This window comes from Serratia sp. CY56464, assembly GCF_052168435.1.
Classification (GTDB): domain Bacteria; phylum Pseudomonadota; class Gammaproteobacteria; order Enterobacterales; family Enterobacteriaceae; genus Serratia; species Serratia marcescens.
In genome coordinates this window covers 998,836-1,011,700 of the sequence record NZ_JBJNMV010000001.1, presented here as the reverse complement: position 1 = coordinate 1,011,700, position 12,865 = coordinate 998,836, and the positions used below count along the sequence as shown (strand labels likewise).

General features: G+C 61.9%; 9 protein-coding genes. 5 read left to right on the top strand and 4 right to left on the bottom strand.

The genetic code is table 11. The annotated features are described in order from the left end of the window. Window positions 1-9 precede the first annotated feature (9 nt). Window positions 10-864, bottom strand: coding sequence for a LysR family transcriptional regulator (locus ACJ8KE_RS05025; protein ID WP_033640155.1), 855 nt, complete (start codon window positions 862-864; stop codon window positions 10-12). 99 nt (window positions 865-963) lie between these two features. Here ACJ8KE_RS05025 and gloA point away from each other — a divergent pair, with 99 nt between their 5' ends. Further along, window positions 964-1,491 carry a lactoylglutathione lyase gene (gloA, locus tag ACJ8KE_RS05020; protein WP_016927543.1) on the top strand — a complete coding sequence of 176 codons (528 nt, stop codon included), beginning with the start codon at window positions 964-966 and terminating at the stop codon, window positions 1,489-1,491. Between the two features lie 187 nt (window positions 1,492-1,678). Further along, on the top strand, window positions 1,679-3,613 hold the full coding sequence (locus ACJ8KE_RS05015) for an exoribonuclease II (protein ID WP_097101928.1): 1,935 nt from the start codon (window positions 1,679-1,681) through the stop codon (window positions 3,611-3,613). A 74-nt stretch (window positions 3,614-3,687) separates the two neighbouring features. Here ACJ8KE_RS05015 and ACJ8KE_RS05010 read toward each other — a convergent pair whose 3' ends face one another. Both ACJ8KE_RS05010 and ACJ8KE_RS05005 read right to left on the bottom strand, forming a co-directional pair. After that, a complete protein-coding gene (locus ACJ8KE_RS05010) occupies window positions 3,688-4,998 on the bottom strand; it encodes an MFS transporter (RefSeq protein WP_016927541.1) in 1,311 nt (436 codons plus the stop codon). Between the two features lie 30 nt (window positions 4,999-5,028). Next, a complete protein-coding gene (locus ACJ8KE_RS05005; RefSeq protein WP_016927540.1) occupies window positions 5,029-6,192 on the bottom strand; it encodes a M20 aminoacylase family protein in 1,164 nt (387 codons plus the stop codon). A 385-nt stretch (window positions 6,193-6,577) separates the two neighbouring features. Here ACJ8KE_RS05005 and ACJ8KE_RS05000 point away from each other — a divergent pair, with 385 nt between their 5' ends. Then, a complete protein-coding gene (locus ACJ8KE_RS05000; RefSeq protein WP_016927539.1) occupies window positions 6,578-8,644 on the top strand; it encodes a carbon starvation CstA family protein in 2,067 nt (688 codons plus the stop codon). A 48-nt stretch (window positions 8,645-8,692) separates the two neighbouring features. On the opposite strand, the gene fsa is transcribed toward ACJ8KE_RS05000, so the two are convergent. Continuing rightward, the gene (gene fsa, locus ACJ8KE_RS04995) at window positions 8,693-9,358 is read right to left on the bottom strand and encodes a fructose-6-phosphate aldolase (protein ID WP_442517143.1); all 666 of its coding nucleotides are present in this window, start codon (window positions 9,356-9,358) and stop codon (window positions 8,693-8,695) included. Window positions 9,359-9,507: 149 nt separating this feature from the next. Between fsa and ACJ8KE_RS04990 the strand changes: the two genes are divergently transcribed. Together ACJ8KE_RS04990 and ACJ8KE_RS04985 are read left to right on the top strand one after the other, a co-directional pair. After that, window positions 9,508-10,407, top strand: coding sequence for a glycyl-radical enzyme activating protein (locus tag ACJ8KE_RS04990; protein WP_049299393.1), 900 nt, complete (start codon window positions 9,508-9,510; stop codon window positions 10,405-10,407). A gap of 4 nt (window positions 10,408-10,411) precedes the next feature. Next, entirely contained in the window at window positions 10,412-12,844 is a 2,433-nt protein-coding gene (locus ACJ8KE_RS04985; protein ID WP_079452047.1) for a formate C-acetyltransferase/glycerol dehydratase family glycyl radical enzyme, read from the top strand. The last annotated feature ends 21 nt before the right edge of the window (window positions 12,845-12,865 follow it).

Below are 12,865 nucleotides of genomic sequence, written 5' to 3'. Positions count from 1 at the left end.
GCGCCCGGTTCACGCCGGGCGCGCCAATATTTCCAGGATAGTCTGCAATTCCTCGGACAGCTGATGCCGCCGCCAGACGAAATAGAGATCGCTCACGCCCTCCTCGCCCATTTCCACCACCTTCAGCCCCGGCGCCGGCAAAATCAGCGGCAGCAACGAGCCGGGCACGCAGGCGACGCCGCAACCATCCTTCACGCAGGCTGCCATCGCGGCATAAGATTCCATTTCCAGCGTCATGCGCGGTTTCAGCCCGCGCGAGGCCAGCCAGTGATCGACCTTCAGCCGGAACGAGCACTCGCGGCTGAACGTGTAAAACTCCAGCGGCGCCAGCGTGGCGGCGTCGGGTTGCCCGACATCCGCCGGCATCAGCAGCACCAGCCGTTCGTCAAACGCCTTTTGGCTGGCCAGCAGCGGATGCTCAATCGGGCCGTCGGTGATCGCCAGATCGAGATCGCTGTCGATCAACATGCGTTCCAGCACCAGCGAGTCGCGGCTCAGCACGTTGATGTGCAAATGGGGCTGTAAACGGCGCAGCCGGGCGATGCGCGCCGGCAAGTGACTGACCAGCGAAAAATCCAGCGCCCCGAGGTTCAGCAGCCCATGCTGTTGCTCGCCGGCGAACAGCTGTTTGCTGCGCTCGGCCTGCGCCACGATGTCGCGCGCCTGCTGGTAGAACAGCCGGCCTTTGGGATTCACGTACAGCCGGTTCTTGTCGCGGAAAAACAGCTCGCCGCCCAGCGACTCTTCCAGCTCGCGCAGCCGCAGCGTGACGTTGGAAGGCACGCAGTGCAGCTCACGGGCGGCGGCGGCGATGGTTTTGTGTTCCACCACGGTGCAGAAAAACTTCAGCTGGCTCAGCTTCATCTATCCTTCACTTTTAGTTAGCGTTTTAGTTAAAAACAATCACTTTAGATTAGCATCGATTTCACCTACAGTCTGTCGACACCCTGAGGAGGATCACTGATGCCACTGAATGACTTACTGACGCTGCCCGGCGTGGCGGCCCAACCGGATACGGTAACCGACGGTTACGTGTTCAACCACACCATGATCCGCGTGAAAGACCTGACCAAAGCGTTGGATTTCTATACGCGCGTGCTGGGCTTTACCCCGGTCTATCTGGAAGAGTTCAAAGAAGCCGCCTTCACCATCTGCTACCTGACGCGCAGCCCGCGCGAGCAGATCCCGCAGGATGACGACGAACGCAAACGCTGGGCGCTGAGCCAGCCGGGCATTCTCGAGCTGACCCATAACCACGGCACCGAAAATCAGGCGGATTTCCATTACCACAACGGCAACGGCGAGCCGCGCGGCTTTGGCCACCTGTGCGTCACGGTGCCGGACGTGCGCGCCGCCTGCGAGCGGTTTGAGCGCCTGGGCGTCACCTTCCAGAAACGCCTGCATGAAGGCCGCATGAACTACGTGGCGTTCATTCGCGATCCGGACGATTACTGGATTGAAATCCTGCAGCCGACGCCGCTGCGGGACTGATTGTCCTACGCCTTTCACCCCGGCCTGCGCGCCGGGGTTTTTCATCGTTCGCCCTTCGATTGACCATTCTTGCGCAAAATCGCGCGGCAACGCGGGGTTCCGTGACGTTAGGCTTGCTCGCAGCGGGTGATTCGCGTAAAACTGTCAGCCGCAAATCTTGCCACTCACAACCCATTCACTGGACGATATGTTTCAAGATAACCCGCTGCTGGCGCAGCTTAAACAGCAACTTCACTCTCAGACCCCGCGCGTTGAAGGCGTCGTGAAAGGGACTGAGAAAGGCTTTGGCTTTCTTGAAGTAGACGGTCAAAAAAGCTACTTCATTCCACCGCCGTACATGAAGAAAGTCATGCACGGGGATCGCATTATCGCCACCCTGCACACCGAGAAAGAGCGCGAAATCGCCGAGCCGGAAACCCTGGTCGAACCGTTCCTGTCGCGCTTCGTCGGCCGCGTGCAAAAGCGCGACGATCGCCTGTCCATCGTGCCCGATCATCCGTTGCTGAAAGAGGCGATTCCGTGCCGCCCGGTGCGTGAACTGACCCACAACTTCCAGGCCGGCGACTGGGCGGTGGCGGAAATGCGCCGTCATCCGCTGAAAGGCGATCGCGGCTTCAACGCCGACCTGACCCAGTTTATCACCGACGGTGAAGACCATTTCGCCCCGTGGTGGGTGACGCTGGCGCGTCACAATCTGGAAAAAGAGGCGCCGGAGATGCAGGCTCTCAGCGAGCCGGACGCTGCGCTGGTGCGTGAAGATCTGACCGCGCTCGAATTCGTCACCATCGACAGCGCCAGCACCGAAGACATGGACGATGCGCTGTACGTGACCGACAACGGTGACGGTTCGCTGCAGTTGACCATCGCCATCGCCGATCCGACCGCTTATGTCGAGCAAGGCAGCAAGCTGGACGATATCGCCCGCGTGCGCGCCTTCACCAACTATCTGCCGGGCTTCAACATCCCGATGCTGCCGCGCGATCTGTCGGACAACCTGTGCTCGCTGCGCCCTAACGAGCGCCGTCAGGTGCTGGCTTGCCGCGTGACCATCGCCGCCGACGGCGCGCTGGGCGAAGATATTCAGTTCTTCGCCGCCGAGATCGAATCCAAAGCCAAACTGGTGTACGACGAAGTCTCCGACTGGTTGGACGGCATTGCCGGCTGGCAACCGCCGAGCGACGCCATCGCGCAACAGATCACCCTGCTGAAACGCGTTTGCGACGCGCGTAACGCCTGGCGCCACCAGCATGCGTTGGTATTCAAAGATCGCCCGGACTACCGCTTCGTATTGGGTGAAAAAGGCGACGTACTGGAGATCGTTACCGAGCAGCGCCGCAGCGCCAACCGTATTGTTGAAGAATGCATGATCGCCGCCAACGTCTGCGCCGCCATCGTGCTGCGCGATCGCCTGGGCTTCGGCGTGTACAACGTGCACACCGGTTTCGATCCTGCGCTGGTTGAGCAAGCGGTCACCGTACTGCAGGCCAACGGCGTCGAAGCCGAAGCCGAGAAGCTGCTGACCCTCGACGGTTTCTGCGAATTGCGCCGCCACCTGGACGCGCAGCCGACCCAGTTCCTCGACAGCCGCATCCGCCGCTTCCAGACCTTCGCCGAGATCAGCACTACGCCAGGGCCACACTTCGGTCTGGGTCTGGAGGCTTACGCCACCTGGACATCGCCGATCCGTAAATACGGCGATATGGTCAACCACCGCCTGCTGAAGGCGGTCATCAACCAGCAGTCGGCGGAAAAACCGCAGGATGACGTGACGGTGCAGCTGGCGGAGCGCCGCCGCCTGAACCGCATGGCGGAACGCGACGTCGGCGACTGGCTGTACGCCCGCTTCCTGCAGGACAAGGCCGGCACCGATACCCGCTTCAACGCCGAGATTATCGACGTAACCCGTGGCGGCCTGCGTGTGCGCCTGCTGGACAACGGCGCGGTTGCCTTCATCCCGGCGCCGTTCATTCACGCAGTGCGTGACGAAATGCAGTGCAGCCAGGAAACCGGCACCGTGCAGATCAAAGGTGAAGTGGTTTACCGCCAAAGCGATACCTTGCAGGTCACCATCGCCGAAGTGCGCATGGAAACCCGCAGCGTGATCGCCCGTCCGGTGGCCTGAACGCCAGCCTGAAACGGTCGCAACGCAAAGCGCCGACGGTGAAAACCGCCGGCGCTTTTTTTCGCCCGCGCTCGCTAGCGCAATGGATCGCCGCCGGTTTCACGCAGCAATGGCAGCACCGCCAGCGAAGCCAGCGTCGCCAGCATCAGGTAGACGGCGGGCGCCAGCAGCGAGCCGCTCAACGCGATCGACTGCGAGGCGATATATTGGGCGAAGCCGCCGAAAATCGCCACGCCGAGGCTATAGACCAACGCAAACCCCAATGCGCGAATGCGCTGCGGAAACAGCTCCGAAATCATCAGCATGGTCGGCACCGAGCCGAGCGTGGTCAATCCGACCAATATCGCGACAATCAGCAGCAGCACCGCCGGATGCGGCGCGGCGCTCAGCCACCAAAACGCCGGCAAGGCCACGATCAAGATAGCGATGCGCGAGCCCCGGATCAGCGGCAAACGGCCATAGCGATCGCACCAGTGCCCGACCAACAGGCTGCCGCCGAAGGTCACCAGCCCCGCCAGCAGCATCGCGGCATAGCCGTAGGCTTGCGGCATGCCTAAGTATTTCACCGCGTAAGTGCCGAGATAATACATCGAGATGTAAGTGGCGACGGTAGCGCCAATGGTCAGCATCACGCCAAGCACCACCGCGCGCGAGTGCCGTCGCAGCTGCGCCGGCGGTTCATGGGCCCGCGACACCGGCGGCCGGTCGCTTTCCAATCCGAGACGCAGCCAACAACCGAGCGGCGCCAGCGCCACGCCAATAAAGAACGGAATGCGCCATCCCCACTCGGCCATGGCGTTCGGCTCGCCGGAAAGCACCGGCAAGACCGCGCTGAGCGCCAGCGCGGTGACACCGCCGACCACGGTGGCGATGCCCTGCGTCGCCAGCGACCAGCTGGAATAGAAGCCTCGCCGGTTAGGTGGCGCCGACTCCACCAGCAACGACATCGATGCCCCCACCTCGCCGCCCGCCGCCACGCCCTGGATCAAACGCGCCGCCACCAGTGTGACGGTTCCCCAATAGCCGGCGCTGGCGTAAGTCGGCGCAAAACCGATCATCGCCGTGCCCAGGCTCATCAGTGAAATCGTCAGGATCATCGCCGGCTTGCGGCCATGGCGATCGGCATAGGCGCCGATCAAAATACCGCCCAGCGGCCGCATGAAAAAACTGACGCCAAACGTGGCGAACGCCAACAGCAACGCCAAATTAGGATCGCTCGACGGCGGAAAGAACAGCACACTAATATAAATGACGAAGAAGTTATAAATACCGAAATCGAAAAATTCCAGCGCATTGCCGAAGGAGGCGGCGAAGATGATCTTTTTGCCACCGACCTTCGGGGCCGATATTATTTCCGTTTGGGTTTCAGCCGTATTTTCACTCATCATTATCTTCCCTGTTATTATTTTTCGCGTTTATTTTAAATAGGCTTCAGCCAATGCCCCCCAATACTGGCTGCCGGCCGCCAGGCAGCCGTCGTTGAAGTCATATCCCGGGTTGTGCACCATGCAGCTGCCTTCGACGTCGCCGTTGCCAACGATCAGGTAACAGCCCTGCGGATGCGCATCGAGCATAAAGGCGAAGTCTTCGCTGCCCATCAGCGGCCTGGCGCCGTAGTGCGCGCGGGCGGCGCCGAACTGCTGCTCCGCCACGCGGTGGGCGAAACGGGTCATCGCTTCGTCGTTGACCAACACCGGCGCGCCGTTAACGTGTTCCACCGTCGCGTGGGCGCCGAAGCTTGCCGCCTGCGCCTCGATCAGCGCCGGAATGCGCGCCAGCAGCGTAGCGCGCGCCTGGCGATCCAGCGAGCGCACGCTGAGCTTCATCTCCGCGCTGTCCGGGATCACGTTGGCCGCCTCGCCGGCCTTGATGCTGCCAACGGTGATCACCGCCGCCTCCAGCGGATCGATATTGCGCGAAACGATGCTCTGCAGGGCAACGGTGATATGCGAGGCCACCAGCACCGGATCGACCGCCAGCTGCGGGATGGCGCCGTGGCCGCCGCGCCCCTGCACCCGCACGTTGAATTGATCCATCGAGGCCATAAACGGGCCGTGTTGGAAGAAGAACTCGCCGAGCGCCATCCCCGGCATGTTGTGCATGGCGAAGATGGCGTCGCAGGGGAAGCGTTCGAACAGCCCCTGCTCCACCATGCGCGCGCCGCCGTTCAGCATCTCTTCCGCCGGTTGGAAAATCAGGTGCAGCGTGCCGTTGAAGTTGCGCGTTTGCGCCAGGTAGCGGGCGGCACCGAGCAGCATGGTGGTATGGCCGTCATGGCCGCAGGCATGCATGCGGTTGGCCACGCTGCTGCGCCAGGGTTTGCCGTTGTTTTCCTCTATCGGCAAGGCGTCCATATCGGCGCGCAGCCCAAGGCGTTTAACGCCGTCGCCCACCCGCAGCGTCCCCACCACGCCGGTGCCCGCCAATCCGCGATGCACCTCGTAGCCCCACGAGCTCAGATAATCCGCGACCAGATCGCTGGTGCGGAACTCTTCGAAACCCAATTCAGGGTGCTGATGAATATCGTGCCGAATGGCCGTGAGCTGAGGTAAATACCCTTCGATGATTTTATTTATCATAATTAAATTCCTTTAGTAGCTTTATTATTTATTTGATGAATAATTAAGCCCATGGGTGAAAATAAAGGTATAACACAGCATGAATAATTTTATTTCGGCACACCTCGACAGATAAAATAATAATCCGCCAGACACCGTGCCCAGATAAAAAACGACGATAATTCGCTGTACGCGCCGTGAAAATGCCGAATGAATAACTGCTCAGGATTATGTGGGCGACAGCCTGCGCCAACGCTGTTTCATCACGTTGTTTCTACACTAAAACCCCACCGGCTTCACATTTCTCATCCGACCTGCCGCGGTTCGGCGGCAAAACTTCTACTGTTAAAACGTCATTCCTAATAACAACGTTGATTTTTACCTCTGCACGCCAAGGAGTTGTTTCATGAAAAACATCAGGTCCGGACTTATCTGGCTGCTGGTGGCGTTGGTCGGCGCCTTCGCTTTCGCCATGCTGGCGCTAAGCCGCGGCGAGCACGTCAACGCCGTCTGGCTGGTGGTCGCCGCCGTCGCCTGCTACAGCATCGCCTACCGCTTCTACAGCCGGTTCATCGCCGACAAGGTCTTTGAGCTGGATGACCGTCGTCTGACCCCGGCGGAACGCCATAACGATGGCCTGGACTACGTGCCCACCAACAAATGGGTGCTGTTCGGCCACCACTTCGCCGCGATCGCCGGCGCCGGGCCGCTGGTGGGGCCGATCCTGGCCGCGCAGATGGGCTTCCTGCCGGGGACCATCTGGATCCTGGTCGGCGTCATGCTGGCCGGCGCGGTGCAGGATTTCCTGGTGCTGTTCATCTCCACCCGCCGCGACGGGCGTTCACTGGGGGAAATGGCCAAGCAAGAACTGGGCGCGTTCGCCGGGGTGATCACCATGCTCGGCGCGTTGGGCGTTATGATCATCATCCTGTCGGCGCTGGCGCTGGTGGTGGTAAAAGCGTTGGCCGACAGCCCGTGGGGGCTGTTCACCATCGCCGCCACCATCCCGATCGCGCTGTTCATGGGCATCTACATGCGTTTTATCCGGCCGGGCAAGATCGCCGAAATTTCGGTGATTGGCTTCGTGCTGATGCTGCTGGCGATCGTTTACGGCGGCAACGTGGCGCAAGATCCCTACTGGGGGCCATTCTTCACGCTGCACGGCACCACCCTGACCTGGGTGCTGGTGATCTATGGCTTCGTCGCCTCGGTGCTGCCGGTGTGGCTGCTGCTGGCGCCGCGCGACTACCTTTCCACCTTTATGAAAATCGGCGTCATCATCGGCCTGGCCATCGGCATCGTCTTCGCCATGCCGGAGATGAAAATGCCGGCGGTTTCACGCTTTATCGACGGCAGCGGCCCGGTGTTCGCCGGCGCCCTGTTCCCGTTCCTGTTCATCACCATCGCCTGCGGCGCCATTTCCGGCTTCCACGCGCTGGTTTCCAGCGGCACCACGCCGAAGCTGGTGGAGCGCGAAAGCCACATGCGCTTTATCGGTTACGGCGCCATGCTGATGGAATCTTTCGTCGCCATCATGGCGTTGATCTGCGCCTCGGTGCTGGATCCGGGCGTTTACTTCGCCATGAACTCGCCGGCGGCGCTGATCGGCACCACGGTGGAAAATGCTTCGCAGGTCATCAACAGTTGGGGCTTTATCGTCACGCCGGAAACGCTGGCGCTGATCGCCAAAGAGGTGGGTGAGAACTCCATTCTGTCGCGCGCCGGCGGCGCCCCGACCTTCGCCGTGGGCATGGCGCACATCATCAGTGAGGTGTTCAACAGCCGGGCGATGATGGCGTTCTGGTATCACTTCGCCATTCTGTTCGAAGCGCTGTTCATCCTGACCGCCGTCGACGCCGGCACCCGCGCCTGCCGCTTTATGGTGCAGGATCTGGTGGGCGTGGCGGTGCCGCAGCTGGCCAACAACCGCTCCTGGTTCGGCAACCTGGCGGGCACCACGGTGGCGGTGGCCGGCTGGGGCTTCTTCGTGTATCAGGGGGTGGTCGATCCGCTCGGCGGCATCAATACTCTGTGGCCGCTGTTCGGCATCGGCAACCAGATGCTGGCGTCGATGGCGCTGATCCTCGGCACCGTGGTGCTGTTCAAGATGAAAAAGCAGCGCTACGCCTGGGTGACAATTCTGCCGACCGCCTGGCTGTTCGTGACCTCCATGACCGCCGGCTGGCAGAAGATCTTCCACGAAAAACCGAGCATCGGCTTCCTGGCGCAGGCGAAGAAATTCTCCACCGGCATCGAGCAAGGCACGATTATTGCGCCGGCCAAATCGCTGAAAGACATGGAAACCATCGTATTCAGCAACCAGATCAACGCCGCGCTGTGCGGGTTCTTTATGCTGGTGGCGGTGACCATGCTGATCGCCGCTTTCTTCGCCATCCGCCGGGCGCTGCGTTCCGAACAACCGACGGTGCACGAGGTCAGCGCCGCACTGCGAGAGGAGACTGGCCGCGGCTAAGCGAACCGAGCATCAAGCAAGGGCGCCGCGGCGCCCTTTTTACTGGCTTTAGCCCAAGAGCGTTGAGCCGAACGCCCCCTGCCAATCCTGTTCGAATTTCTCGACCGCGGCCTGCACTGCCGGCGCGCTGAGGAACTGCTCCGCGACGTCCACCGGCAGCGTGATGGCCTGGCAGCCGGCCAACAGGCACTCCAGCGCCTGGCGCGGCGTCTTGAAACTGGCGGCCAGCACCTGCGCCGACGGCGCATGCAGGCTCAACAACTGCTGCAGCTCGTGCACCATTTCGATGCCGTCGCCGCCCTGCGCGTCCACCCGATTGACGTAAGGGGCCACATATTCCGCCCCGGCCAAGGCCGCCAACAGCCCCTGCCCGGCGCCGTACACCGCCGTCCCCAGCGTCGTGATGGACATCGTTTTGAGTTTCTTGATCGCCGCCAGCCCTTCGGCGGTCGCCGGGATCTTGACCACCAGCCCCGGGACGCGCTGACTGAGCAGCGCCGCCTCCGCCACCATGCGCTCCGCATCGGCCGCCATCACTTGCGCGAACAGCTTGCCGGTGCCGCCGAGGGCGTCGCGCAGCGCGGGCAGCACTTCCCAGATCGGCTTGCCTTCCTTCGCCACGATGCTCGGGTTGGTGGTGACGCCGTGCAGCGGCAGAATGCGCGCCAGGCGTTTTACCGCGGTCACATCGGCGGTATCGAGATAAAGCTCCATCACGGACTCCTGTGTCATGTTCTGTGGGCGGACTCAAACTCTGATCATCATAGGGCAAAAACCGCGCTAACTTTTGATCAAAATCAATTCAACTTTCATTCGAAACACCTTTAATGGCGAAAGATTCAGCAACGCCAAACGGGTGACTCATGTTCTTCAATCTGCAGCGCTACTCGACCCATGACGGCCCCGGCATCCGCAGCGTGGTCTTTTTAAAAGGCTGCCCGCTGAGCTGCCGCTGGTGTCAGAACCCGGAAAGCCGCTCGCGCCATGCAGACCTGCTGTTTGACGAACGCCTGTGCCTGAGCGGCTGCACGCTGTGCGCCGAGCGCTGCCCGCAAGGCCTGCAGCGTGACGAAGAGGCGTTGACGCTGCAGCGTGAAGTCATCAGCGCAAACGACTACGCGGCGCTGGCCGCCGCCTGCCCGACCGGCGCGCTGAGCCTGTGCGGCAGCCCGGTCAACCCCGACGATATCATGGCCGAGGTGATGCGGGATAAGCCTTTCTACCTGCGCAGCGGCGGCGGTTTAACGCTGTCCGGCGGCGAACCCTTTATGCAGCCGGAGGTTGCAGCGGAACTGCTGCGGCGCGGCCGCGAAGCCGGCATCCACACCGCCGTCGAATCCTGCCTGCACGTTCCGTGGCGTTACATCGCGCCTTCGCTGCCGTGGCTGGATCTGCTGTTGGCCGATCTCAAACACACCGACGAAGCGCGCTTTAGAGCCTGGACCGGCGGCTCCGCCCGCCGAGTGATGAACAATTTCCGCCGGCTGGCGGCGCACGGCGTGCCAATGACCGTGCGCGTGCCGCTGATCCCCGATTTCAACGCCGATCGTCGCTCTGTCCGTGCGATCGTCGACTTCGCCGCCGACGAGATCGGCGTGTCGGAGATCCACTTTCTGCCGTACCACACGCTGGGCATCAACAAGTACCACCTGCTCGGCGAGCCCTACCGTGCCGCCCGCACGCCGCTGGACGCGCCCGATCTGCTGGCCTTCGCCGAAGACTATGCCGGCGCCAAAGGCCTGACCGCCATTTTGCGAGGATAACGCCATGACCACGTTGGATTTGACCACCCTCAGCGCCCGCATTCAGGCGCATAAGAACGCGCTGATTCACATCGTCAAACCGCCGGTGTGCACCGAACGCGCGCAGCACTATACCGAGACCTATCAACAGCATCAGGATCGGCCGCTGCCGGTGCGCCGCGCGCTGGCGCTGGCTAACCATCTGGCGAAGCGCACCATCTGGATCGCCAACGACGAACTGATCGTCGGCAACCAGGCCAGCGAGCTGCGCGCCGCGCCGATCTTTCCCGAATACACCGTCGGCTGGATAGAAAACGAAATAGACCAATTGGCCGACCGGCCGGGCGCCGGTTTTTCGGTCAGCGAAGAGAACAAGGCGATTTTGCATCGCCTGTGCCCCTGGTGGCGCGGCCAAACGGTGCAGGATCGCTGCTACGGCATGTTCACCGACGAACAAAAGGCGCTGCTGGCCACCGGCATCATCAAGGCCGAGGGCAACATGACCTCCGGCGACGCCCACCTGGCGGTTAACTTCCCGCTGCTGCTGGAGAAAGGTCTCGACGGCCTGCGTGAAAAAGTGAACGCGCGCCGCGGCCGTCTGCACCTGACCGAGTGGGAAGATCTGCACAAAGCGCAGTTTCTCAACGCCATCGACATCGCGCTGGCGGCGCTGAGCGAGCACATCCTGCGCTTCGCCCGCCTGGCGCGCGACATGGCGCAAAACGAACCGCGCGACTGGCGGCGCGCCGAACTGCTGGCCATCGCAGGCAACTGCGACCGGATCGCCCATCGCCCGCCGCACACCTTCTGGCAGGCGCTGCAGCTGTGCTATTTCATCCAACTGACGTTGCAGATCGAATCCAACGGCCATTCGGTTTCCTTCGGCCGCCTCGATCAATACCTCTATCCCTGGTATCGACGTGAGGTGGAGCTGGAGCAAAAGCTGGCGCGGGAAGACGCCATCGAGCTGTTGCACAGCTGCTGGCTGAAGCTGCTGGAGGTCAACAAGATCCGCTCTGGCTCGCATTCCAAAGCTTCCGCCGGCAGCCCGCTGTACCAAAACGTCACCATCGGCGGACAGAAGCTGATCGACGGCCGGCCATGCGATGCGGTCAACCCGCTGTCCTACGCCATTCTCGAGTCCTGCGGCCGCCTGCGCTCCACCCAACCCAACCTCAGCGTGCGTTACCATGCCGGGATGAGCGCCGACTTCCTCGACGCCTGCGTGCAGGTGATCCGCTGCGGTTTCGGCATGCCGGCGTTCAACAACGACGAAATCGTCATTCCCGAATTCATCAAGCTGGGGGTTGAGCCGCAAGACGCCTACGACTACGCCGCCATCGGCTGCATCGAGACCGCCGTCGGCGGCAAATGGGGCTATCGTTGCACCGGCATGAGCTTCATCAACTTCGCCCGCGTGCTGCTGGCAGCGCTGGAACAGGGCCGTGACGCCACCTCCGGGCAAATATTCATGCCGCAGGAACAAGCGCTGTCCAAAGGAAACTTCGTCGATTTCGAGCAGGTCTTAGCCGCCTGGGATCGGCAAATCCGCTACTACACGCGCAAGTCGATCGAGATCGAATGCGTGGTGGACAGCGTGCTGGAAGAGAATGCCCACGATATCCTCTGTTCCGCGCTGGTAGATGACTGCATCGAACGCGGTAAAAGCATCAAGCAAGGCGGCGCCAAATACGATTGGGTTTCCGGCCTGCAGGTCGGCATCGCCAACCTGGGCAACAGCCTGGCGGCGGTGCGCAAACTGGTGTTCGACCAGGGGGCGATCGGCCAGCAGCAGCTGGCGACCGCGCTGGCCGACGACTTCGCCGGGCTGGATGGCGAGCAGCTGCGCCAGCGGCTGCTCAACGCCGCGCCCAAATACGGCAACGATGTGGACGAGGTCGATCGGCTGCTGGTGCGCGCCTACCAAACCTATATCGAAGAACTGAAGCAGTATCGCAACACCCGCTTCGGCCGCGGGCCGATCGGCGGCGGTTACTACGCCGGCACCTCGTCGATTTCGGCCAACGTGCCCTTCGGCGCCGCCACTCTGGCCACGCCCGATGGACGTAAGGCGCACGCGCCACTGGCGGAAGGCGCCAGTCCGGCGTCCGGCACCGACCACCTGGGGCCGACGGCGGTGTTCAATTCGCTCGCCAAGTTGCCGACCGAGGCGATCCTCGGCGGCGTGCTGCTCAACCAAAAGCTGAACCCGGCAACGCTGGACAACCCGCGCGATCGGGAAAAGCTGATGCTGATGTTGCGCACCTTCTTCGAGAGCTATCGCGGCTGGCATGTGCAGTACAACATCGTGTCGCGCGAAACGCTGCTGGCGGCGAAGCAACACCCTGACCAATATCGTGATTTAGTGGTTCGCGTAGCTGGCTATTCCGCCTTCTTTACCGCATTATCCCCTGAGGCGCAGGATGATATTATTGCGCGCACAGAACATACTCTTTAAACCTTTGACTCTTAGCGGCCG